At 65.2% G+C, this 22244-nt stretch carries 22 protein-coding genes; 8 read left to right on the top strand and 14 right to left on the bottom strand.

What is annotated here, in order from left to right; all coding sequences use genetic code 11:
* Positions 1-175: 175 nt before the first annotated feature.
* Positions 176-409, top strand: a complete 234-nt coding sequence (locus tag IVB54_RS03550) for a hypothetical protein (protein ID WP_026232472.1) — start codon at positions 176-178, stop codon at positions 407-409.
* Positions 410-474: 65 nt separating this feature from the next.
* On the opposite strand, the gene IVB54_RS03545 is transcribed toward IVB54_RS03550, so the two are convergent.
* A complete protein-coding gene (locus IVB54_RS03545; RefSeq protein WP_247482680.1) occupies positions 475-2280 on the bottom strand; it encodes a caspase family protein in 1806 nt (601 codons plus the stop codon).
* Positions 2281-2607: 327 nt separating this feature from the next.
* Between IVB54_RS03545 and IVB54_RS03540 the strand changes: the two genes are divergently transcribed.
* Entirely contained in the window at positions 2608-3051 is a 444-nt protein-coding gene (locus tag IVB54_RS03540) for a hypothetical protein (protein WP_204512507.1), read from the top strand.
* A gap of 32 nt (positions 3052-3083) precedes the next feature.
* Here the strand turns inward: IVB54_RS03540 and IVB54_RS03535 are convergent, their stop codons facing one another.
* A complete protein-coding gene (locus IVB54_RS03535) occupies positions 3084-4892 on the bottom strand; it encodes a caspase family protein (protein ID WP_247360887.1) in 1809 nt (602 codons plus the stop codon).
* Positions 4893-5296: 404 nt separating this feature from the next.
* Here IVB54_RS03535 and IVB54_RS03530 point away from each other — a divergent pair, with 404 nt between their 5' ends.
* Together IVB54_RS03530 and IVB54_RS03525 are read left to right on the top strand one after the other, a co-directional pair.
* Entirely contained in the window at positions 5297-5980 is a 684-nt protein-coding gene (locus tag IVB54_RS03530) for a response regulator transcription factor (protein WP_018453158.1), read from the top strand.
* Positions 5977-7914 carry an ATP-binding protein gene (locus tag IVB54_RS03525; RefSeq protein WP_247299254.1) on the top strand — a complete coding sequence of 646 codons (1938 nt, stop codon included), beginning with the start codon at positions 5977-5979 and terminating at the stop codon, positions 7912-7914. The genes IVB54_RS03530 and IVB54_RS03525 overlap by 4 nt, the downstream gene beginning before the upstream one ends.
* Positions 7915-8030: 116 nt before the next feature.
* Here IVB54_RS03525 and IVB54_RS03520 read toward each other — a convergent pair whose 3' ends face one another.
* On the bottom strand, positions 8031-8312 hold the full coding sequence (locus IVB54_RS03520; protein ID WP_026232471.1) for a hypothetical protein: 282 nt from the start codon (positions 8310-8312) through the stop codon (positions 8031-8033).
* Between the two features lie 235 nt (positions 8313-8547).
* On the opposite strand from IVB54_RS03520, the gene IVB54_RS03515 reads away from it, so the two are divergent.
* Positions 8548-8772 carry a cysteine rich repeat-containing protein gene (locus tag IVB54_RS03515; RefSeq protein ID WP_018453155.1) on the top strand — a complete coding sequence of 75 codons (225 nt, stop codon included), beginning with the start codon at positions 8548-8550 and terminating at the stop codon, positions 8770-8772.
* 106 nt (positions 8773-8878) lie between these two features.
* Here IVB54_RS03515 and IVB54_RS03510 read toward each other — a convergent pair whose 3' ends face one another.
* From IVB54_RS03510 to IVB54_RS03495, 4 genes are all read right to left on the bottom strand, one after another.
* Positions 8879-9592 carry a hypothetical protein gene (locus tag IVB54_RS03510; protein WP_018453154.1) on the bottom strand — a complete coding sequence of 238 codons (714 nt, stop codon included), beginning with the start codon at positions 9590-9592 and terminating at the stop codon, positions 8879-8881.
* 86 nt (positions 9593-9678) lie between these two features.
* Positions 9679-10389: a hypothetical protein gene (locus IVB54_RS03505; protein ID WP_018453153.1), complete on the bottom strand. Its 711-nt coding sequence runs from the start codon at positions 10387-10389 to the stop codon at positions 9679-9681.
* Between the two features lie 132 nt (positions 10390-10521).
* Positions 10522-10770: a hypothetical protein gene (locus IVB54_RS03500; RefSeq protein ID WP_018453152.1), complete on the bottom strand. Its 249-nt coding sequence runs from the start codon at positions 10768-10770 to the stop codon at positions 10522-10524.
* A gap of 137 nt (positions 10771-10907) precedes the next feature.
* On the bottom strand, positions 10908-11882 hold the full coding sequence (locus IVB54_RS03495; RefSeq protein WP_018453151.1) for a nitronate monooxygenase: 975 nt from the start codon (positions 11880-11882) through the stop codon (positions 10908-10910).
* A 108-nt stretch (positions 11883-11990) separates the two neighbouring features.
* Here IVB54_RS03495 and IVB54_RS03490 point away from each other — a divergent pair, with 108 nt between their 5' ends.
* Positions 11991-13553, top strand: coding sequence for an AMP-binding protein (locus IVB54_RS03490; protein ID WP_247360883.1), 1563 nt, complete (start codon positions 11991-11993; stop codon positions 13551-13553).
* 10 nt (positions 13554-13563) lie between these two features.
* Here the strand turns inward: IVB54_RS03490 and IVB54_RS03485 are convergent, their stop codons facing one another.
* The 7 genes from IVB54_RS03485 to IVB54_RS03455 all read right to left on the bottom strand — a co-directional run bounded on the left by IVB54_RS03485 (position 13564) and on the right by IVB54_RS03455 (position 19073).
* Positions 13564-14337, bottom strand: a complete 774-nt coding sequence (locus IVB54_RS03485) for a thioesterase family protein (RefSeq protein WP_247299252.1) — start codon at positions 14335-14337, stop codon at positions 13564-13566.
* Between the two features lie 55 nt (positions 14338-14392).
* On the bottom strand, positions 14393-15361 hold the full coding sequence (locus IVB54_RS03480) for a nitronate monooxygenase family protein (RefSeq protein ID WP_018453149.1): 969 nt from the start codon (positions 15359-15361) through the stop codon (positions 14393-14395).
* Between the two features lie 150 nt (positions 15362-15511).
* Positions 15512-16912 (bottom strand): aspartate ammonia-lyase, encoded by a 1401-nt coding sequence (locus IVB54_RS03475; RefSeq protein ID WP_018453148.1) that lies wholly within the window; start codon positions 16910-16912, stop codon positions 15512-15514.
* A 30-nt stretch (positions 16913-16942) separates the two neighbouring features.
* Positions 16943-17479 (bottom strand): hypothetical protein, encoded by a 537-nt coding sequence (locus tag IVB54_RS03470; protein ID WP_018453147.1) that lies wholly within the window; start codon positions 17477-17479, stop codon positions 16943-16945.
* Between the two features lie 48 nt (positions 17480-17527).
* Positions 17528-18130 (bottom strand): YqaA family protein, encoded by a 603-nt coding sequence (locus tag IVB54_RS03465; RefSeq protein WP_085385485.1) that lies wholly within the window; start codon positions 18128-18130, stop codon positions 17528-17530.
* A gap of 45 nt (positions 18131-18175) precedes the next feature.
* On the bottom strand, positions 18176-18580 hold the full coding sequence (gene hisE / locus IVB54_RS03460) for a phosphoribosyl-ATP diphosphatase (RefSeq protein ID WP_007597487.1): 405 nt from the start codon (positions 18578-18580) through the stop codon (positions 18176-18178).
* A gap of 121 nt (positions 18581-18701) precedes the next feature.
* The gene (locus IVB54_RS03455) at positions 18702-19073 is read right to left on the bottom strand and encodes a hypothetical protein (protein WP_018453145.1); all 372 of its coding nucleotides are present in this window, start codon (positions 19071-19073) and stop codon (positions 18702-18704) included.
* 227 nt (positions 19074-19300) lie between these two features.
* Between IVB54_RS03455 and IVB54_RS03450 the strand changes: the two genes are divergently transcribed.
* Entirely contained in the window at positions 19301-20347 is a 1047-nt protein-coding gene (locus IVB54_RS03450; protein WP_247777071.1) for an ABC transporter substrate-binding protein, read from the top strand.
* Between the two features lie 89 nt (positions 20348-20436).
* Complete coding sequence (locus tag IVB54_RS03445) at positions 20437-22233, top strand: glucan ABC transporter ATP-binding protein/ permease (protein ID WP_247360881.1); 1797 nt, start codon at positions 20437-20439, stop codon at positions 22231-22233.
* Positions 22234-22244: the final 11 nt, after the last annotated feature.

The following is a 22244-nucleotide window of genomic DNA, read 5'->3' as shown; positions in this document are numbered from 1 at the left end:
ACAGTATCGAAAGATCAAATCGGAGCTTCCTCGCGGATGTACGGCTCGCATCCTTCGGACACTTCGCCAGGAGAGGGCCGCGTGCTTCCCGGCATCCCCTCCCTCGACGGTTCGACTTTGCCAGGCCAGTCCCCATATCGTGTGGCAACACGTAACGATACAGCGAGCAGCTTTGATCGCCAGGAGACGCGTGACGGAAACGGAAGCCGACGATCTCCCCCGCTATTTCGTCTGGGTGCGCGGTCTTGAGGGCCCCGAACCGCAGAAATGGATGGCGATGGATTTCGGCGTCGGTGACTGGAAACGGCCGCTCGTGCTCGCCTATCTCGAGCTACCTGAGGGCGAGCGACACTTGCCGTTGTCGGCGCTGGCCCGGCGATATCCGCCGCCGCGGGCAGAGGCTTCGTAGAGGGGCCATCCTGGACGGACGCGAGGATCTCGCCACCCCGTCAACCCAGGGCGAGCAACGCCGCATCACTGGCAGTACTGTTTTCCGCCATAGGTATGACATTTGCCGCCCTCGCTGCTGGCCGGAGCAGACGGCGCGCGCGGGCTCGGTTCGTGGCGGGACACCGCCTTTGGTTTCTGGGGCGACGGATCGGGACGCCGCTGGCACACGCCCTGGGCGTCCAGCACGAATTTGTTGTCACAGACGATCTGGACGCAGCGGTCGCCAACCGCCTTTTGCCCCCTCGCACAAACCAGCGGGCAGATGCGATCGGGCCGGGCGCGCACCGCATCGAGCGCGTCGAGGCTTGCGACCTTCACGTCGAATTTCGTACCGGCATATCTGTTGAAGCTGTCGAGCGCCTTTTGCGACGGTGCAGTCCAGGCGCCATCGGCCGCACCGGGATCGCAACCGACACGCTTCAGGTGCGCCTGGAGCAAGCGGGCGATGTCCGCAGGATCCATCGCTGGCACGCTAGTCGGCGCCACGGCGAGAGCAGCAGCGGGCGCGGCGGGCGGGGTCAGAGCGGCAAGCGTAGCCTGGCGCTCCTTCTCGCGCCGGTCTGCCTCGCGCTTCGCCGCCTCGATCTGTTGCTGCGCCTCCAGCGCGGCCTGCTTCATCGCCTGCTCGACCTGAAGGGCCGCGTCCTCCGCCTGCCGGCGCGCCTCCGCAACCTGCCGCCGGGCATCGTCGAGCTCGCGCTTGGCCTGCTCGGCGATGCGTTGGCGCTCCTTCTCCAGATCGCGCCGGGCCTGCTCGGAGATCTGCTGCGTGGCCCGTTCCGTCTCACGCGCCGCCTGCTCCTCGATCTGTTTCCTGAAATCGTCGCTCTTCTGCCGGACCTGCTGCTCGGCCTGCCGCTGTACGGCATCGGCGTTTTCGCTGATTTTTTCTGCGGCCTCGAGCTTGTCGAGCGCCGCATGCGCAAAGTTGGCATAGATGCCGGTGGCATGAACGGCGAGAAAGGAAAGCCAGGCCTGCTTGGTGCCGGCCTGCGCCGCAAGCTCATAATCCCGCCGGGCTCCCGCGTTCGGATCGATCGGCGGTGCAACCGGCGGCACCAGCGCCACGGTGTCGCCGCCGAGCGATCCGTAGACGAAGGGCTCCTGCCGCCGCCCCGTGCTCTTGAGCACCTCGTCGCGAACCCGGCCAAGCGTCAGGCGAAGGTCGAGGCCCGGTGTCGCCAAATGATTGAGGAGCGCGGTCGCAAACGGGCTGTGCGCACCGTCGCCGTCGCCGGCGACCGCGCCGGCCTTGGCGGCGAACGCAATCAGCGTATCCGCCGTGGCGGGCTCGATCTTGGCGAGGCCGCGGCCCATCGAACGCGTGGCGACACTGCGTGTCATCCGCTCTGCAAACGGATTGTCGCGGCAGGCATCGAGGATGACGAGCCGCAGCCGCTTCGCCGGATTTATCGCCTGGAGAATCCGGTCCAGCGGGACCGCCTCGTCCTCGACGTCGAAATCGCTCTGCAGCCTGGCATCTGCCGGAATCAGGAAGTTCGCGCCGTTCACCTCGATGCCGTGACCGGCGTAATAGACCACGGCCATGTCGGAATCCGCGGCAACCGCAGCAAAATCGCGCACCGCCCGCCGCATCTCGATGACGCCGAGATCGCGGCGAAGCTCCACGATATCGAACCCCATCCGCTTGAACACGTCGCTGATGGCGGCGGCGTCGTTGTCGGGATTGGCCAGCCGCGCGACGCTCTGGTAGTTGGACACACCAAGGACCAGCGCCACTCGCTTGTCGGCCTGCGCGGTCGTCGCCGCTGCCAGCATCCACAACATCGACAGCGCAAGCCGGCAGACCAACCGGCTTGAACGCAACATCGGGACTGAAGGGCTCAATCGGATCATGATGCAGGCTTCGCTCCACGCGTCAGCAATGTGGCTGCAATCGATATGAGTACTATTTCGATAGCGGTCCGCCCTCGGGTCTGTGCCATCGATCACACATCAGGCCCGGCCGTCAGGCGAGACGGTTGCCGCCGCGCAGTGTCCTGCCGGGCGACTCCCTGTTCGAAATGATAGTGGAAGGGGCATGGCATTGGGAAGCTGTCCAGCAACCTTCCGCAGATACTTGCCTCCCCGGGGCGCTTGAGCTTCTATGTCGGCATAAATCGCTTTTGCTTCGTTGGCCGCCAAGGGGTTTTCAGAATGATCCGTCCTTTCATGACAGTTGTATTGTCGATTGTAACCAGCGCCTCGTTGCTTCTTTCCGGCACTGCGAGCGCCGACAAGATGCGCCCGGGCTACAAGAGCTACGGAAACGCCCACGGCTTGAATGCCAACGCAGCTTGCCGTCGCCCGCATTTCAACATCTGCCAGGGTTGTAATGTCGTCATCCCGATGCGGGTCGCGCAAGACCGCGGTTGCGGGTTCAATTTCCAATCCCTGGGTCCGTTCGTGGGCCAGGACGTCGTCGTCTCTCCGGCGAACGGATCTTACAGCCTGGTCAACTCGACGAAGGCTGTGTACCGGCCGAATTCCGGCTTTACCGGCAGCGACCATTTCGAGAGCAGACTCTACTTCGAGGACGGCGCCGGCAAGCGCACGTTCCTGAATCTGAAAGTCAACGTCAACGTCGTTCCCAGCCTGTGAGCTGCCGAAGCACCGTGCTCTCGGCACCGGTCTCAATCACCCTCACAGCTGCCTCCGCATGAATCGGCTCCGCCGGACGGACGTGCGCGACCGCGCGGGCTCGGCTCCTGGCGCGATACCGCCTTTGGCTTCTGCGGCGGCGGATCGGGACGCCGGCGGCACGTGCTCTGGGCATCCAGCACGTCATTGCCGTCGCAGACGATCTGGACGCAACGATCGCCTTCTGCCTTTTGTCCCTTGGCGCACACCAGCGGACAGACACGATCGGGCCGGCCGCGCACCGCATCGAGCGCATCGAGGCTGGCAACTTTGACGTCGAATCTGGTGCCGGCGTTTCGGTTGAAATTGTCGAGCGCCTTTTGCGACGGCGCCGTCCAGGCACCGTCGGTGGTCCCGGGATCGCAGCCGACGCGCTTCAGATGGGCCTGGAGCAGGCGTGCAATATCCGCCGGATCCATTGCCGGCACGACAACCGACGCAGGGGCAGGCGCAGCCGGCGGAGTTAGCGCGGCGAGTGTGGCCTGTCGCTCCCGCTCGCGCTGTTCCTGTTCGCGCCTTGCGGCCTCGATCTGCTGCTGCGCGTCCAGCGCGGCCTGCTTCTTTGCCTGCTCGACCTGAAGGGCCGCATCCTCCGCCTGCCGGCGCGCCTCCGCAACCTGCCGCCGGGCATCGTCGAGCTCGCGCTTGGCCTGCTCGGCGATGCGTTGGCGCTCCTTCTCCAGATCGCGCCGGGCCTGTTCTGAGACCTGGAGCTTCGCCTGCTCGGCCTGGCGCGCAGCCTGCTCCTCGATCTGCTTCTTGACATCCTCGTTCTTCTGCCTGGCTTGCTGTTCGGCTTGCCGCCTCAGCAGGTCTGCCTTTTCACGGGCCTTCTCCGCCGCATCCAGCTTGTCGAGGGCCGCATGAGCAGACACAGCGTAGGGGCCGCTACCGTGAACGCCGAGAAACGAGGTCCACGCCTCCCTTGTGCCGATCTGCGCCGCAAATTCGTAGTCTCGCTGGGACTCCGCGTCCGGATCGACCTTTGGGGCAATCAGCGGCACCAGCGCCACGGTGTCGCCGCCGAGCGATCCGTAGACGAAGGGCTCCTGCCGCCGCCCCGTGCTCTTGAGCACCTCGTCGCGAACCCGGCCAAGCGTCAGGCGAAGGTCGAGGCCCGGTGTCGCCAAATGATTGAAGAGCGCGGTCGCAAACGGGCTGTGCGCACCGTCGCCGTCGCCGGCGACCGCGCCGGCCTTGGCGGCGAACGCAATCAGCGTATCCGCCGTGGCGGGCTCGATCTTGGCGAGGCCGCGGCCCATCGAACGCGTGGCGACACTGCGTGTCATCCGCTCTGCAAATGGATTGTCGCGGCAGGCATCGAGGATGACGAGCCGCAGCCGCTTCGCCGGATTTATCGCCTGGAGAATCCGGTCCAGCGGGACCGCCTCGTCCTCGACGTCGAAATCGCTCTGCAGCCTGGCATCTGCCGGAATCAGGAAGTTCGCGCCGTTCACCTCGATGCCGTGACCGGCGTAATAGACCACGGCCATGTCGGAATCCGCGGCAACCGCAGCAAAATCGCGCACCGCCCGCCGCATCTCGATGACGCCGAGATCGCGGCGAAGCTCCACGATATCGAACCCCATCCGCTTGAACACGTCGCTGATGGCGGCCGCGTCGCTGTCGGGATTGGCCAGCCGCGCGACGCTCTGGTAGTTGGACACACCAAGGACCAGCGCCACTCGCTTGTCGGCCTGCGCGGTCGTCGCCGCTGCCAGCATCAGAGCAATCGCCAGCGCAACACGGCCGGCCAGACGCTGCAGGCGTGACATCGGAGCCGGGAGGATCAATCCGACCATGGTGCAGGCTTCATTCCGTCAAGGAGCCCTAGGCTGGCTCCGGGATGATTTCGAGGGTCTCCTCCCGTAAGTCAACCCGTCTGTGGCCTATCTCACTTCCCGGTGCCGCCGTGGGCGTCAGGCCAAACCTCCGGCGGCATGACTGCGGCCGACGAAGCTCGACCTGATCAAGGAGCCGTATCAGCAGTTCTACAAGAACAATGCCGGTACCGCGCATCTGGTGCAGCGACTGCCGGGCCCGCCCATGCCGCCGGACGAGCCAGTGCGACGAAGCAGTAGGCATCGCGTCGGGAACGCCAGACCGATGCCTTGCGCCCCCATGATTATGGGTGTCGCGGCGCCCGCACCGCGGCTAAACTTGGCCCTGCGCCGCGGGGGACACGCGGTGCAGGACGACGATGATCATGACCGAACAGGGCGAGACGGGTGAAGCCATCACCATCCTCCTCGTCGAGGACGACGCGCCGACCTGCTGGCGGCTCCAGGACGCGCTGGTCAAGGCCGGCTACGAGGTGCGAAGCGCCGGTACGCTGGGAGAGGCTCGTTCGGCGCTGAGCGCGGCTGTGCCGCGCGTGCTGCTCACCGATCTGCGGCTGCCCGACGGCCACGGCGTCGAGCTGATCCGCGAGACAAGGCAACGCTTTCCCGACACCGAGATCATGGTGATCTCGGCGCTCGGCGACGAAGAAAGTGTGATCTCCGCGATCACGGTTGGCGCCACCGGCTATCTCCTGAAGGATGCGTTCCCCACTGATATCGCCACCACCGTGCGCGATCTTGTCGCCGGCCATTCGCCGATCTCGGCCTCGATCGCCCGCTTCATCGTGCGCAGGACGCAAGGTTCCGCGCAGAATGCGGCCGAGCCTCCGCCGGGCCCCGCGCTCAACACCGCAAGGCTCACCCCACGCGAGATCGACATCCTCTGGGGCATTGCCAAAGGTTTCAGCTACGCCGAGATCGCAAGCCATCTCGGCCTGTCCCGGCAGACCGTGCCCGGCCACATCAAGAACATCTATCGCAAGCTCGAAGTGCACACCCGCAGCGAAGCGGTGTTCGAAGCGGTGCAGCAGGGCCTGATCAAGCTGTGAGCGAGATCGTGGCCAAGGCACCGGTCAAACCCGGGCGGCGCCGGCTGCTGGTCTCGCGTCTCGTGCCCTATCTGCTGCTGCAGGCGCTGATAGTGGTCGCGACCGTCCTCGGGCTGCGGCTGCTCCAGCCCAGCGACCCCGACGACTTTGCGCTGAGCGAATTCTCGCTGCGCGAGGACGGCGTGGCACGTCCCGTGACGCTGCCGCATTTCACGTCGTCACGCTATTCCCTGGCCGACCCGCCGCTCTACACCGGCGCCTTCACGTTCCGCCGCGGCGATGTCGCGTCGGGATGGTCGGTATTCCTGCCGCGCTTCAGCAACGCGGTGGAAGTCTCAATCAACGGCGTCGTCATCCTGGATTCCCGACGCGATGCCAACGCCAACCGACCCGACCGCAACACTCCGCAAATCGGGGCGATCCCGTCCTCGCTGCTGCGCGAGGGCACGAACGAGATCGCGGTACGGCTGTTGGTTTGGGGACCGCTCAAGGGCTTTCTCGACACCGTCTATGTCGGGCTGGATGCGGCCTTGCGGCCGGCCTACGAGACACGCACGCTGATGTTCGTCACGTTGCCCGTGGTGTTCTCCGCCTGGCAGTCGATCCTCGCCGTCATCCTGGCGATCATGTGGCTGATGCGCCGCCGCGAGCCGGTTTACGGCGTGCTGGCCGTGGCGATGGTACTCGGCGTAGTGCAGGCCTTTGCGCCGCCACCGGTGCCCCCCCTCAACACGTCCCGGCTCGCCGCGGTATTGCTCGCGTCCGCACCGATCGAGAGCGCCCTGGTCGTCGTCTTCGGCGTGCTGTTCTTCGGCTGGCGCTGGCCGCGCTACGGCATGCTGCTGTTCGCGCCGGGGCTCGTCGTGTTCGGCGTCGGACTGATCGCCGGCCCGCCGCTGCCGCGCATTCTGTTTCTCCTGCTTGGCATTCCTACCGTCGGTCTCTGCCTGCTCCTGATGGCCTGCGTCACCGCTGCCGCGGTGGTGCGGCGGCAGGACGCGGCAAGCTTCACGCTCGGCTGCGCGGTGACCATCGTGCTGATCTGCTGGGTCCACGACATGCTGTCGGTGTTCGAGATCGTGACCGACGAGCGCATCTTCCTCTCGCGCCTGTCCTACTCGGCGATGCTGGTCGCGATCGGCGCCGGCTTGACCTGGCGGTTCGCGCGCGCGCTGAACCAGGTCGACAGCTTTGCCGACCAGCTCGTGACGCGCGTACGTGAGGCCGAGGAGCGGCTGAAGGCGAGCTTTGCCCGCGAGGAGGAGCGCGCAAGGGCAGCCGCGCTCGCCAATGAGCGCACGCGGCTGATGCGCGACCTGCATGACGGCCTCGGCGGCCAGCTCATCAGCATCGTGGCACTGTCCGAGCGCGGGCACGAGGGCGCGACCATCACCGACGCTGCCCGTGCGGCGCTGAAGGACCTCCGCCTCGTCATCGACTCCATGGACGACATCGGCGGCGACCTGATGCTCGCACTCGGCTCCTGGCGCGAGCGAGCGACCGCGCAATTGCGACCGCACGACATCGCGCTCGACTGGCACGTGGCCACGCCGCAGGGGCTGCCGCTGCATCCCGAGCTCAGGCCATGGCATGTCATCCAGATCGTGCGCATCCTCGACGAGGCCGTGACCAATGCGGTCAAGCACGCACAGGCCCGCCGCATCGCGGTCACCATCGAGACGGTCGACGAAGGTCAGGGGCCGTTCGGTGTGATCAAGGTCGCGGATGATGGCAAGGGCTTTGCGAACGGTTCTGCGCCGGTCGGCAGCGGCAGAGCCACCGACGCGGGCCAGACCGCGCGGGGGCTTCGCAACATGAGGAGCCGTGCCGCGCGCTGCGGGGCGATGCTCGATCTGAGCTCGGATTCCTCAGGCACGCGCGTGCGGCTGCAATTGCCGCAGATTTTCCCCGACAGCGGTGCCGCCGTCGGCTGAAAAGCCCCCTCTCCGAACGTGTGGGACGCGCGGAGAGAGGGACGGGCCGGATGATTTGCCTGCGGAAGACGGGGGTTCGTCCGCAATGCTCCTTCGCCCGAACTCTTTCGTCTTTCTCAGCGCACGCCGACGCGATTGACCGGACCACCGCGATTCATCGGCGTGCCCGCGCGCACGCCGACACCGGGCGCACCGACCCCGGGTGTCGCGACCGCGACTGCGGCGGCCGGCGCAGCGACCACTGCCGCTCTCGGCCGCACCACGCAGCCCTTGGGTATGCCGACCGTCTTGCAATAGACCACCGCCTGCGCCGGGCTCGTGCCCAGCGAGACCGTCGCCGCACCTGCCAGCGCCAAAATTGTCAGCCCGGCGCTCAGCGCTCCCGCTCTTTTCGACATCTTGCTCTCCTGCTTCCCGTTCGGCGTCCCGATGCAATCACCGGGTCTCGCGGCCGACGTGCAGCCTGAATGACAAAAGACGGCGCGCTGATACATGCCATGAAAATGGGGGTACGGCGGCGGGAGGGGCTGGCCGATGCCATGAACATGGCATGGACCTGCGCCCGGCGCTCGCGAGATGGTCCGGCCCGCTTGATCCCAGGCGGGACCAACGACATTCCCAAGGAGGTGTTTTATGAAGATCTCGGTTCTTGCCGTGCTGCTGCTCGCCGCTACCGCCCAGACCGCCGCTGCGCAATCCGGTCCGACGCCGCAGGAGCAGATGACCTGCCGAAGCGACGCGAACAAATTCTGCGCCGAACATATCGGCAAGCCGCCACAGATGAATGCCTGCCTGCGCGAGAACAAGTCGAAGCTTTCGGACGGCTGCCGCAAGGTCGTGGAGTCACACGGCGGGTGAGTGCTCGCGTCCACAACACAAATCTCGGCGGCGTCAAAGCCGTCAGGCCATAGACGTCGATGCGCCGGTCATAGGTCGGGCGCGCGCACGACGGCGAGGATGGACGCTAATCGTCGTCGCCGAATAGCCTGATCTGCGGAAAGCCGCCGCGCGGCCTGCTCGGGACCTCGCGCGCATCGGCATCTTCGCGGATGTTGCGCGCGACGTCGTCCCAATCGGTGCGGTCGCGCATCCCACGCGGATCGCGGAAATCGTAGTGGCGGCGCTCGGCCCAGCGCTCACGGCGCTCCGTCCGGCGCCGTTCAGACGTGGCGCGCTTGACGTCAGAATCCCTGGCCTTGGCATAGGCGTTGTCGGATGAGGATGACGGCTCTGTCGATGCTTGCCGCTCGGCAGGCTTTGCGACTTGCGGAGGCGACGCCGGTGGCGGTTTCGGGGGCTCCACCGCTGCCGCCTGCGAAGGCTGTTGCGCTGGCTGTTCAGCGTTGGCTTGAGTGGTCTGCGTGTCGGGCTTCACCGCTTCGGACTTTGCCTCAGGCTTGGACTCGGCCTTGGCGTCGGATTTGGCTTCGGCCTGCGCTGGCGCGGCGACCATGGCGCCGAAGGCTTGCGAGCCGGTGAGATATTGCAGGCGCTCGGATGGCGCTTCCGTCGTGGCGGGCTTGGCGTCAGCGCGCTGCGCGATCTTGCTGGTATCAGGCCCCTGCTTGGGCGAGACCGGATTCATGATATTGCCGGCGACAATGCCGCCGCCGAGACCAATGGCGATGGCTGCGACGATGGTTCCTGCACCGACGAAATAGGCTGTCGAGGCGCGCATTGGTCCACTCCCTCTTTGGAGCGGGCAACGCTTGTCAATTGCAGGATGTTCCCGATATAGCCGCAGTTCCGGAAGGAACTTGCGCGTCAGATCTGCTGCGCCACCTTCTCGAGCCCAATGATGCGGGCGAGCTTGCGCACTTCCTCTTTCTGGTCGTCACGCAGCTGGAACAGCAGCGGCATCGCGGCCGACTTCAACTGCTGGACCTCGTCGCAATTGGGATCGATCGGCACGCCCTGCACGTTCGGATTGGACAGCTTGTTTGCCGAGATCTTGCGGACAACGTTGCGCAGCGCGGTCTCGACCGACGGCCAGTAATATTCCTGCGACGACGACAACTTCAGACGGTCTCTGATGCCCGCAATCTGTACGTCGGACAACAGCGAATAGGATTTCTGCGGCTGCGGCTTGGCGACGACCTTCGGCTTGGCCGGGACTTCGACGGCAGGAATCTCTGCAGCGGCCGGAGCCTCGTTCACGCTCGCCTTGGGCATCGGGAAATCGGATGGCGTGGCGGCGGCAAACGCCTGACGCAGCGGCTCGGTCAGCACGGGCATTTGCGAGAGCTTGTCCGCCGGAACCTGAACCGGGTCGATGGCGGCCGAGGCTAGCGCCAGCGTCGGAACCAGACGGTCGGCCTTGGCGGCCCGATTGGTTGCAAGCAGCTTGGGCGCCGGCGCCTGCGTGATCATTTCGGCGCTGACGCTGGGCACGCTATCGCGGCCGAGAATGGCGGTGGTGGCGGCGCCGAGGACGAGGAAGCAGGTCAGCACGACGATGGTGATGGCTTTCGACAAACGTCTCTCCGCAACCGGCTTCAAGTCCACGTGATCACTGCCCGCAAACTGGGCGAAAATTAAGGCTTAACCGTGCCATCGCGGCGGCAATCGCGCGGACTGCGGCGACATGATCTGGAAAGGTCAACAAAATCAAGCAGCTAGCGCCAGATCGTAAGCGTCCTGGATGTCGGCCACGATCTCCGAGGCCTCCCAGACTCCACGCGGCTCGACCGATTGCAGCGCCACCGTCCAATTGCCGCCCCGGCGGGTGCGGGGGACGCTGACGATGTCGAAGCGAACATTGCGGCACAGCGGGTGGCGGGCCAGCGCATGGGCCACGCGAACGCGAATTTCGTCCAGCGAAGCCGCCGTCTTGGCGTTGAGAAAGTCGAAGTCCATCGCCTGTCCCTCTCGGTCCTGATTGGCGCCTGAGGGGATTCTGGGCGATCGATGGTTAATCTGCCGTTAAGTGACCGCTTCTAAGGAGCGCTCGACTAACTGTGATGGAGGGGACGGGCCCTGTCGGTCTCCGGTTTTTACGGGGAGAGGCGGCCACCCGCCTCTCGATACTCCGCGACCGTCCGCGCGACGAGATCGTTGGCCTCCATCACTTCGGTTACACCCGATATCGAATGCCCGCCGCTCCAGATATCGCGCCAGCGCTCGGGGCGGCTCTCGCGCGCGTTGACTTCGATGTCCTTGCCGACGTCGATTGCACCGCGCGCCGGCAGATCGTCGGGGTCGAGACCGGCTGCCAGGATCGACGGCTTGAGCATGCTGGTCTGCAGGCCCGTGAACGCGGTGGTCAGCAAGATGTCGTCCGCGCTGCCGTCGACCAGCATTTGCTTGTGACGCTCATCCGCCATGCTCTCCCGCGTCCCGATGAACTTCGTACCCATGTAGCCGAGATCGCAGCCGAGCACTTCGGCCGCGCGCAATGCGTGGCCGTCGCTGATGCCCCCCGCGAGCACGATGATGCCATCGTAGAACGCACGCACCGCGCGGACGAAGGCGAACGGGTTGAGCCAGCCGGTTTGCCCGCCCGCGCCGGCGGTAAGCAGCACGAGCCCGTCGGCACCTGCTTCCGCCGCGCGTTCGGCGTGGCGGATCGAGGCAACATCCGCAAGCACCAATGCGCCGACGTCGTGCAGCGGCTTGAGCACCGTCGTGGGCGAGCCGACCGAGGTGATGACGATCTCCGGCCTGTGGTGCAGCAACACGGCGAGATCCTGCTCCAGCCGTGCATTGGAGCGGTGCACGATCAGGTTTGGGCAAAGCGGCGCGGCCTTTCGGCCGGTTTGATCTTCATGCCGCCGCAGCCGCGCTTCGATGTCGGTGAGCCATTCATCGAGTTGTTCGGTGCTACGGCAATTCGCGGTGGGGAAGCTGCCGATCACGCCGTTGCGGCAGGCCGCGACCATGAGCTCGACGCCCGACACCAGAAACATCGGCGCGGCAATCAGCGGCAGGGCGAGACGACCGTGGAAATGTTGCAGCCGATCTGACGTCACGCGTGCCTCCCTCGCGCGGGCTTAGTCGTTCCATCCCGCATTCCCTGTGCTAGCGTCGCGGTAAACATTGGCACGCCGGAAGCCGATAACAAAGCAGCGAGGAAACATATGTCCGATCCGCTCCATGCATCGTCCCCGACTTGCGCGCAGGCGCTGCGGGCGCTGTCGCGCTATCCGGGCCGAACCGCGTTCGCGTGGCCCGGCGGATCGCTGAGCTATCAGGGCACCATCGACCTGATCGGGCGCATCCAGGGCGTGTTCATGCGGCTTGGATTGCAGCCCGGCGCGCGGGTCGCCTTCCTCACCGCGAACCGCGCCGACACCTGGTGCGCCGGCGTTGCCGCGCAATTGTCGCGGCTCTGCGTCACCTGGCTGCATCCTTTGGGATCGCCGGGAGACCAGATGTTCCAGCTCGAGGATTCCGAGGCCGAGGTGCTGGTGGTCGATGCGGCCGCCTTCCACGATCGCGGCGGCGAGCTCGCCGCGCAGGCGACCTGGCTCAAGGCGGTGTTCACCACGGGACCGGCCAACTATGGCGTCGATCTCTTGCAGGCGATCGAGATCGAAGGCCATGCCAGCGCGCATTGCCTCGCCCGACCCGACGACCTCTCCACGCTGAATTACACCGGTGGCACCACCGGCAAATCCAAGGGCGCGTTGCGCTACCACCGCGAAAATGCCGGAGCCGCGGCCGCGATCCTCGCCGACTTCGAGATTCCCGATGGCGCGCGCTACCTCGCGGTGGCACCGATCAGCCATGTCGCCGGCACGAAAGTGCTACCGACCTTGATGCGGGGCGGCACCGTGCACATGCTGAAGGGTTTCGATCCCGAGGCGGTGCTGGGGACTATCGCACGCGAGCGCATCAACTTCACGCTGTTCGTGCCGACCATGGTCTATGTGCTGCTCGATCATCCCGCATTGAGCAGGACCGACCTCTCCTCGCTCGAGCTGGTGCTCTACGGCGCCTCCGCGATGTCGCCGAGCCGGCTGGTCGAGGGCATCGAACGGATCGGGCCGGTGTTCTCGCAGCTCTACGGCCAGACCGAATGCTACCCAATCTCGGTGCTGCGCAAGGCGGATCACGATCCCAAAAGGCCCGAACTGTTCCTGTCCTGTGGCTTCCCGATCGCGGCGTGCGAGGTCAAGATCCTCGACGACAACGACCAGGAGGTGAAGACGGGCGAGGCCGGCGAAATCTGCGTGCGCGCTCCGCATGCGATGGCGGAGTACTGGAAGCGGCCCGACACCACCGCCGAGACGCTCAAGAACGGCTGGGTGCACACCGGCGACATCGCTCGTAAGGACGATCGCGGCTACATGTTCATCCTCGACCGCAAGAAGGACATGATCGTCTCCGGCGGCTTCAACATCTTTCCGCGGGAAATCGAAGACGTGCTGTCACAGCACGCCGATGTGGCCATGGTTGCGGTCGTCGGCATCCCCGACGAGAAATGGGGCGAGGCCGTGACCGCTGTCGTCGTCCTGCGCGAAGGCGCAAAACCTGACGCCGATGAACTGATCAATCTGGTGAAGACGCGAAAAGGCTCGGCTCATGCACCGAAGCAGATCCAGTTCGTCAAGCAACTCCCGATGACCGGCGTCGGCAAGGTCGACAAGAAGATGCTGCGCGCGAGCTTTTGGAGCGGGCGGGGCCGGATGGTGGGATAGATAAGGTGCCTCACCGCTTCTCGATCACCAGGCTTTGCACGGCTCGGCCGAAATAGCCCTGCCGGTCGGCGAGCCGCGACATCGCAAGCCCGGCACCATCGGGGCCGATCCAGGAATCACCGTCGAGCAGGATCCATTCGCCGACCGGCTGGCGCGCAAAGCTCACGGTGAGGTCAGCGTTGATGTAGGTCCAGGCGCGGAAATCGAGCGACGAGGCGGTGCCGTTGGAAAAATCGGCCGCGACCACGGCGCGCGTCGCCTGGGAGAGCGGTTCGCCCGCGATCAGGGGATGGTCGACGCGAAACCAGATCGCGCCGGCGCCGGCTTGCCCGAAGCGGCCGCGCGCAGCGCGCATCGAGACTGAACGTACGAACGGGCTGGTAGCGGCATGACCGTCCTCGAGCAGCGAGTCCTCCGGCGACGGCAGCGTAACCGGCAGCGCCTTGACGTGCTCGGGCAGCGTCAGCGCCTGGCGCTTGATCTTGAGCACGGTGGCGCCGACCACCTGGACGCCGTCGGCGAGCAGCTTGACTCCGCAGAGCTGGATCTTGCGGCCCTCGCGCAAGATCTCGGTCGCGATCGTGAGTGGTGCCACCGGCACCGGGCGCATCAGGTCGATGGTGACGCGCGCGATGTCCATTGCAACTGGCGTCGGAATGCGCTCAGCCGCCCACGTCACCAGCGCGGCCGGCGCCGAACCGTGCTGCATACGCCGGTCCCACGGGCCCGCGGCATCCGGGCTGGTGACGACGCTGTCGCCGTCGATGCGGTAGATGGGAGGCATCGTTTCTCCGTGATGCACATTCGGTGCTGAGCAAAAGCTGTCGTCCCGGCGAAGTTCACAACGGCGGATCGACCGCCTCGTCGTATTCCTTCTTGAAGCGCGCGATCATTTCGGCGGCTGGCACGATGCCGTCGATGCTGCCGACGCCCTGGCCCGAACCCCAGATTTCCTTCCAGGCTTTTGGCTTGGCGCGCTCGCCGGAGGCGTCGGTGCCGAAGTTCATCTTGGAGGGATCTGACGTCGGCAGGTTCTCCGGATCCATACCGGCGGCGAGAATCGACGGCTTCAGATAGTTGCCGTGCACGCCGGTGAACAGGTTGGAATAGACGATGTCGTCAGCCGTCGCGCCCGCGATCATCTCCTTGTATTTGTCGACGGCATTGGCTTCCTTGGTGGCGATGAAGGCCGAGCCGATATAGGCAAAGTCGGCGCCAAGTATGCGCGCGGCGCGGATCGCCTTGCCGTTGCCGATCGCGCCCGACAGCGCGATCGGGCCGTCGAACCATTTTCGCGTCTCGGCGACGAACGCCAATGGCGAGATCGTGCCGGCATGGCCGCCGGCGCCCGCGGCGACCAGGATCAGGCCGTCGGCGCCCTTCTCGATCGCCTTGTGCGCAAACTTCTGGTTGATCACATCGTGGAAGACGATGCCGCCCCAGCCGTGCACGGCCTGATTGAGCTCCTCGCGTGCGCCGAGCGAGGAGATAATCATCGGCACCTTGTACTTGGCGCAAAGCTGCATGTCGTGATCGAGCCGGTTGTTCGACTTGTGCACGATCTGGTTGACCGCAAACGGCGCCGACGGCTTGTCGGGATGCGCGCGATCATAGGCCGCGAGCTCTTCGGTGATGCGCGCCAGCCACTCGTCAAGCAGCTCCGGCGGCCGCGCGTTCAGCGACGGAAACGAGCCGACCACGCCCGCCTTGCACTGCGCGATCACGAGATCGGGCACCGAGATGATGAAGAGCGGCGAACCGATCACGGGGATCGACAGGCGTCCCTTGAACAAGGCAGGCATGGACATTGCGAGACGATCCTCTGTTGGCGGTCACATCGAAGTTGGGAGCCATACCAACAAGGCAATCTTTCCACTGTCAAGTATTGCGTTTTAGCGCCGTGGAGGGACGCCGTTACCGCAATTCCAAGCCGCGGAATTCAGCGCGGACCGACGACATCACGCAAGCAAATCCGGATTGATCAGCCGCTCGAACGAGAACATCTCGTCCCATTTCTCCTGGGTCAGCAGCTTGCGCTCGACGACGACGATCTGATGCAGCGACTTGCCGCTCTTGTAGCCCTCGCGCGCGATCTCGGCGCATTCCTTGTAGCCGAGCAGCGGCTTCAGCACCGTGACGATACCGAGCGAATTCAGCACCATGTTGCGGGTGTGCTCCTCGTTGGCAGTGATGCCGACGACGCAATTCTCACGCAGGCTGTTGACCGCGCGCTCCATGGTGCGGATCGAGAAGAACAGCGCGAACGAGATCACCGGCTCCATCACATTGAGCTGGAGCTGACCCGCGGACGCCGCGAGCGTCACGGTGGTGTCGAGCCCGATCACGAGGAAGCTAGTCTGGTTGACGACCTCGGGGATGACAGGATTGACCTTGCCGGGCATGATCGAGGAGCCCGGCTGAAGCTGCGGCAGGTTGATCTCGTTGAAGCCGGCACGCGGGCCCGAGGCGAGCAGGCGGATGTCGTTGCAGATCTTGGTCAGCTTGCTCGCGGTGCGCTTGAGCACGCCGGAGAGCTGCACATAGGCGCCTGTATCCGACGTCGCCTCCACGAGATCGCCTGCTAGGATGAAGTCGACGCCGGTGAGCGCGCTCAGATGCCGGACCGCGAGCTTGGGATAGCCGTGCGCCGCGGTGACGGAGGTGCCGATCGCGGTGGCGCCGAGATTGATCTCGCGCAGCAGCGCGCGGGCCTCGGAGATTCGATCGACCTCCTCGCCCATGGTGGTGCCCCAGCCGCGGAATTCGGCGCCGAGCGACATCGGCACCGCGTCCTGCAAATGGGTGCGGCCCATCTTCAGCACGCGCTCGAACTCCCTGCCCTTGGCGAAGAACGCCTCCTGGAGCTGACGCAGCGCCGTCATGTAGCTCTCGAGCCGCAGGATCAGCGCCAGCCGAAAGGCGGTCGGATAGGTGTCGTTGGTGGACTGGCCGTAATTGACGTGATCGTTGGGGCTGACGTGCTGGTAGTCGCCCTTGGCAAAGCCGAGCGATTCCAGCGCGAGATTGGCGATCACCTCGTTGGCGTTCATGTTGGTGGAGGTGCCGGCCCCGCCCTGGATGAAGTCGGTGACGAACTGGTCCATCATATCGCCGGCGATGACGCGATCGCAGCCCACGATGATGGCTTCCGCGACTTTGGTGTCCACCGCGCCGAGATCGCGGTTGGCCATGGCGGCGGCCTTCTTGACGTAACCAAGCGCCTTCACGAAGTAAGGCTCCTGGTTCATCGGAATGCCGGTGATGTGGAAGTTCTCCTTCCCGCGGATGGTCTGGACGCCGTAATAGATGTCGTCGGCGATCTCACGCTGTCCGAGGAAGTCCTGCTCCGTGCGGCTCATGGGCGCTCCTTGCTTGCTCGCGCGACGTCCTCAGTTCTGGCACAGCGCGCTGGTGACGAAGGTATCAGTGCGGCAGTCATCCGGTTTGCGTTGCCTGCCCGGGATCAGAACCTTGGCCGAGCACTTTTCCGCGGAGTCGGCATTCAGGCTCTTGCCTTCCGTGTAGCCCTTGCTCTGGCAGAGTTTGTCGGCGGCGAGCTTGCAGTCGGGCGCGCCGTTCGACGAGGCCGGACAGGCCACGCGTCCCGACACCATGGTCGACGGCTTCGCCAGGCGCGACAAATCGTTCATGGTCTCGCTCGGGCTTTTGATCGGCGGCAGGATCGAGGGCAGCTTTTCGAACAGCTTGCCCATTTCGTTGATCAGCCCGGGGTTTTCCTCGTGCGCCGGCGGCGACGAAGGAGCTGTCGAGGGCGCCGGTGCGGCCTGCGGTCCTTGCTCCTGCAAGCCGAGCGCCGGCGGTGCGGATTGCGGCCATCCGGTACCGCCGGCAGCGAGCAGGACCGAAAGCGCCGCAAATGTCAGCGTGCCCAGTCGCAGGACCGGATTGCCGGATCGAAGCATCATGGCGGCAACCGTAGCCGAACGAGGCGCGGTGGCAAAGCGCCTTGGGCGTTAGATCAATTTGATTGCGACGACAAAGCCGAGCACGAGCACCGCGGCGCCGATTGCCACCACCAATCCGAGATGCTTCTCGATCTTGATCCGGATCCAGTCGCCGTAGCGGTTTAGCAGGATCGCCACGATAAAGAAGCGCCCGCCACGCGCCACGATCGAGCACAGGATGAAGAGCCCGAGATTGTAGCCGGCAAAGCCGGACGTGATGGTCACGAGCTTGTAGGGGATCGGCGTGAGGCCCTTGAGCAGGATGATCACGGCGCCCCATTCGGCATAGGAGGCGCGGAAGGCGTCGACCTTGCCGCCGAGGCCATAGACTTCGATCAGCCAATGGCCGACCGAGTCGAAGAGCAGCGCACCGATAGCGTAGCCCAGAAGGCCACCCAGCACCGACGTCGCAGTGCAGATCGCCGCATAGACCCAGGCGCGTTGCGGGCGCGCCAGTGACATCGGGATCAGCATCACGTCCGGCGGGACGGGAAAGAAGGAGCTTTCAGCGAAAGCCACGGCGCCCATGATCCAGAGCGCGTAAGGCTTGTGAGCGGCGTCGATGCACCAGTCGTAAATACGTTTCAGCATGGCGCCGCGATGAAGCACCATGGGACGGATTTGTCCATGCCGAGATGGGACCGATTTGTGCCAATACTAGTGGCGCTTGCGCGCGGTGCGGCCTTCGAGCGCGACGATTGGCCGCCTGGCGGCGACACGCGGTGACGCAACTTTGGGCAGTTTCATAGCCGACTTCGGCAGTTTCTCGGCGATGCCGAGCATGTCTTCACGCCGCGTCATCTCGCGCCAGACGTCCTCGGGGCGCACGCCGGCCGAGGCCCAGAGCACGGTCAGATTGTAGAGTAGATCTGCGCTTTCCCGGATCACGGCTTCGCTATCGCCGTTGACCGCGTCGATGACGACCTCGATGGCCTCTTCAGCCAGCTTCTTCGCCATTTTTGACGGGCCGCGCTGAAACAGCCGCGCTGTGCGCGATGTTGCCGGATCAAGGTCCCTGGCCGCGAGCACAGCCAGATATAGCCGCTCAAGCGAATCACTCATGTACGCGACGCTACTCTAAACCCATGGCCAGCGCGTTAACGCGCGATAGTAGAGCCCAAAAAGGGGCCGCCGCGGCAAGCACGACGGCCCGTTTGTGGTCAACCTTTTGTTGTGGCCAAAACTAGTAGCAGTTGGTGCGGTGGCCTTGGCCGCAGAGCTCCGACGGAGCCGTGCCGCCGTAACGCTGATACTGGTAGTTCGGGCCGGGTCCGTAATACGGGCCGTCGCCGTAATAGGCAGGGCCGCTGTAATAGGCGGGGCCGCCATAATAGGGGCCATCGTCATAGGCGTAGGCGTTGCGGGTCGCGGCGATCGCAAGACCGGTGCCGACGATGCCGGCAAACGCTGCAGCAGCCGCCGCGCCACCGCCGCCACCATGCCAATGACGGCCGCCCGCGTAGGAAGCGGTCGGGGTTATTGCGGTCAGCGCCAGCACCGCGGCGGTAGCGAGAACGGCCTTACGGCCGGCAAATCCTGAAAATCTGTCAAACATGTCCTGGACCCTCCTTGGGACCTCGAATGGTGCCTGATGACAGGCTCGTGTCTCTCAAACACCCGCATCCCATGTTGGGTTCCCCAACCCCAACACAAGCTGAACGGGGTTGCGTGATCGTGACGCAACCGCCGCTCATCCGCCGTTCATGTTGGCGCGAACAAGCTTGTCGCCAGCCGGCGCTCCGAGCGTCACCAAGCCATAACAACACCGGACCGGCGCGACTGATGTTCGAATTCACGACAATTGCTCTTCGCGGTCTGCTGGCCGCTGCAATCTCGCTTGCGGTGCTGACTGCGCGCGATGCTACCGCGGCCGAGACCGTCGTGCCCTCCATTGCGATCCAGTTCACCTTCGACCGCCCGATCGATGCGAGCATGGCGCCGTTCTTTCTTGCCGCCAAGGACGGCAGCTTCGGCGCCGAACGTCTCAACGTCTCCTTCAGCAGCGCGGCCGGATCGCCGGAGGCGCTTGCGCGCGTCGCCAAGGGCAACAGCGAGCTCGCGCTCGTCGACATCAACGAGCTGATCCGCTTCCGCGACAAGGATGCGACCCCGGTCAAGGCGGTATTCGTGCTGTTCAACCGCGCGCCCTACGCGATCGTCGCCCGCAGGAGCCGCGGCATCCACCTCCTGCCCGACCTGGACGGCAAAACCGTCGGCGTTGCCGATAGCGATCTGTCGATGCGGCTGTGGCCGGCGCTGGCGCAGCAGAACGGCATCGACACGGCTCACGTGAAATTCCACAAGATCAGCGCCGCGGTGCGCGAGCCGATCCTCTCCGCGGGACAGGTCGATGCCGTCGCCGGCTTCAGCTATCTCTCGGCAGTGAACCTGCGCGACCGCGGCGTGCCAGGCGGCGATCTCGTCGCGCTTCGCTATGCCGATTATGGTTGCGAGGCCTATGGCTTTGCCGTCGTGGTCAACCCGGCTTTCGCCGCGGCCAAGCCGGACACCGTGAAGGGATTCGTCCGCGCATTGATCGCCGGCATCAACGCGACCGTCAAGGACCCGGCGCGTGCGGCGGACGAAGCCGCGAGCCGCATCGACGGCGGCGATCGCGATCTTGAGCTGGAGCGGCTGCGCACCGTCCTCGTCGACAACATCCTGACGGACGAGGTCCGTCGCAACGGCCTCGGCGACATCGACCCGGCGCGCATGGATCGCGCGATCGACCAGATCGGGCAGGATTTCAAATTCCGCAACCGGCCGGCGGCGGGCGACATCTTCGACAGCGGGTTCTTGCCGCCAGTTGCAGGGCGGTTGATCAACTGAGCAAAACCGACAGCTTCCGCTATATCTCACGGGCGATCCCTGATTAGAGTATGCGCTCACTCCGTTCCAGCCGCCCGAGCTCCTCGCCCATGCCCATTCTCCGCCTCTACACCCGCGTTCTCGAGCTGCTCGGTAAGGAGGCACGGCTGGGCTGGCTGCTTGCGGTCGTCAATCTCCTGCTTGCGGGCTCGCAATTCGCCGAACCGGTGCTGTTCGGCCGGATCGTCGATGTGCTCTCCGGCAAGACGGTCGCAGGCTCCAACTCGGCCTGGCCGTTCCTGGTTGCATGGGTCGCGTTCGGACTGTTCACCATCGTCTGCAGCGCGGTCGTAGCGTTGCAGGCCGACCGGCTCTCCCACCGCCAGCGGCAGGCGGTCCTGACGGACTATTTCGAGCACATCCTGCAGCTGCCTCTGACCTTCCATTCGGGCACCCATTCGGGCCGGTTGATGAAGGTGATGCTGAACGGCACAGATGCGCTGTGGCGGTTATGGGTCGGCTTCTTTCGAGAGCATTTTGCCGCGATCCTCTCGGTCGTGGTGCTGCTGCCGCTATCGCTCTACCTGAACTGGCGGCTTGCAATCCTGCTGTTCGTGCTCTGCATCGTCTTCACCGCGCTGACCACCTTCGTGGTGCGCAGAACCTTCGGCATGCAGATGGAGGTGGAGGAGCACTACAGCGAGCTCTCCGCGCGCGCGTCCGACGCCCTTGGCAACGTCGCGCTGGTGCAGAGTTTCGTCCGCGTCGAATCCGAGGTGAAGGGCCTGCGCTCCGTCGCCGACGAGTTGCTAGCGGCGCAAATGCCGGTGCTGTCGTGGTGGGCACTCGTCACCGTCATCACGCGCGCCTCCACCACGATCACCGTGCTCGCGATCTTCACTTTCGGCATCGCGCTGCACGACCAGGGGCTGACCTCTGTCGGCGAGATCGTCATGTTCGTGAGCTTCGCGACGCTTCTGATCCAGAAGCTGGAGCAGGTCGTGAGCTTCATCAACAACGTGTTCATGGAAGCCCCGCGCCTGCGCGAGTTCTTCAACGTGCTCGATGCGGTTCCTGCGGTGCACGACCGGCACGACGCGATCGATGCGGGTCGGCTCTCCGGCCTCGTCGAATTCAACGACGTCACCTTCTCCTATGACGGCAAGCGGCCGGCGGTCGAGGACCTCTCCTTCACCGCGCTTCCCAGCCAGACCATCGCACTGGTCGGCGCGACGGGCGCCGGCAAGTCGACGGCGATTGCGCTGCTGCATCGCGCCTTCGATCCGCAGTCCGGCCTCATCAGGATCGACGGCATGGACGTGCGCGGGGTGACGCTGACATCGCTGCGGCGGAACATCGGCGTGGTCTTTCAGGAGGCGCTGCTGTTCAACCGCTCGATCGCGGAGAATTTGCGCGTCGGCAAGCCGGACGCCACCGAGGCCGAGATGCGCAAGGCGGCGGAGCGCGCGCAGGCGCTCGAATTCATCGAGCGCAGCGGCGGCTTCGAGACCAATGCCGGCGAGCGGGGCCGGATGCTGTCGGGTGGTGAGCGCCAGCGGCTGTCGATCGCACGTGCACTGCTGAAGGATCCGCCGATCCTGATCCTGGACGAGGCGACGAGCGCACTCGACGCCGTCACCGAGGCCAAGGTGAATACCGCTCTCGACGAAGTGATGAAGGGCCGCACCACCTTCGTGATCGCCCACCGTCTCTCCACCATCCGCAATGCCACGCGTATCCTGGTGTTCGAGAACGGGCGCGTGATCGAAAGCGGAACTTTCGATGAACTCGTGGCCAAAGGCGGCCATTTCGCCGACCTCGCCAGGGCTCAATTCATGGTTCAGGAGAACGCACGGGCCAGCGTGACAGCGGCTGAGGCTGCCGCGACGGCCGCCAAGTCGCCTTAACAAGCCGCCTT

The sequence above is a fragment of the Bradyrhizobium sp. CW1 genome (assembly GCF_023100665.1).
Taxonomy (GTDB): Bacteria; Pseudomonadota; Alphaproteobacteria; order Rhizobiales; family Xanthobacteraceae; genus Bradyrhizobium; species Bradyrhizobium canariense_D.
The sequence above is the reverse complement of the archived record's forward strand: the minus strand, read 5'-3'. Positions and strand labels throughout refer to the sequence as shown.

Excerpts from the sequence above, each read along its gene's own strand:
- IVB54_RS03475 (WP_018453148.1), bottom strand. The coding sequence starts at position 16,912 with ATGAGCCGCACGGAGCAGGACTTCCTCGGACAGCGTGAGATCGCCGAC.
- IVB54_RS03540 (WP_204512507.1), top strand. The coding sequence starts at position 2,608 with ATGATCCGTCCTTTCATGACAGTTGTATTGTCGATTGTAACCAGCGCC.
- IVB54_RS03470 (WP_018453147.1), bottom strand. The coding sequence starts at position 17,479 with ATGATGCTTCGATCCGGCAATCCGGTCCTGCGACTGGGCACGCTGACA.
- IVB54_RS03450 (WP_247777071.1), top strand. The coding sequence starts at position 19,301 with ATGTTCGAATTCACGACAATTGCTCTTCGCGGTCTGCTGGCCGCTGCA.
- IVB54_RS03490 (WP_247360883.1), top strand. The coding sequence starts at position 11,991 with ATGTCCGATCCGCTCCATGCATCGTCCCCGACTTGCGCGCAGGCGCTG.
- IVB54_RS03465 (WP_085385485.1), bottom strand. The coding sequence starts at position 18,130 with ATGGTGCTTCATCGCGGCGCCATGCTGAAACGTATTTACGACTGGTGC.
- IVB54_RS03520 (WP_026232471.1), bottom strand. The coding sequence starts at position 8,312 with ATGTCGAAAAGAGCGGGAGCGCTGAGCGCCGGGCTGACAATTTTGGCG.
- IVB54_RS03500 (WP_018453152.1), bottom strand. The coding sequence starts at position 10,770 with ATGGACTTCGACTTTCTCAACGCCAAGACGGCGGCTTCGCTGGACGAA.
- IVB54_RS03485 (WP_247299252.1), bottom strand. The coding sequence starts at position 14,337 with ATGCCTCCCATCTACCGCATCGACGGCGACAGCGTCGTCACCAGCCCG.
- hisE (WP_007597487.1), bottom strand. The coding sequence starts at position 18,580 with ATGAGTGATTCGCTTGAGCGGCTATATCTGGCTGTGCTCGCGGCCAGG.
- IVB54_RS03545 (WP_247482680.1), bottom strand. The coding sequence starts at position 2,280 with ATGTTGCGTTCAAGCCGGTTGGTCTGCCGGCTTGCGCTGTCGATGTTG.
- IVB54_RS03535 (WP_247360887.1), bottom strand. The coding sequence starts at position 4,892 with ATGGTCGGATTGATCCTCCCGGCTCCGATGTCACGCCTGCAGCGTCTG.
- IVB54_RS03530 (WP_018453158.1), top strand. The coding sequence starts at position 5,297 with ATGACCGAACAGGGCGAGACGGGTGAAGCCATCACCATCCTCCTCGTC.
- IVB54_RS03515 (WP_018453155.1), top strand. The coding sequence starts at position 8,548 with ATGAAGATCTCGGTTCTTGCCGTGCTGCTGCTCGCCGCTACCGCCCAG.
- IVB54_RS03510 (WP_018453154.1), bottom strand. The coding sequence starts at position 9,592 with ATGCGCGCCTCGACAGCCTATTTCGTCGGTGCAGGAACCATCGTCGCA.
- IVB54_RS03480 (WP_018453149.1), bottom strand. The coding sequence starts at position 15,361 with ATGTCCATGCCTGCCTTGTTCAAGGGACGCCTGTCGATCCCCGTGATC.
- IVB54_RS03445 (WP_247360881.1), top strand. The coding sequence starts at position 20,437 with ATGCCCATTCTCCGCCTCTACACCCGCGTTCTCGAGCTGCTCGGTAAG.
- IVB54_RS03455 (WP_018453145.1), bottom strand. The coding sequence starts at position 19,073 with ATGTTTGACAGATTTTCAGGATTTGCCGGCCGTAAGGCCGTTCTCGCT.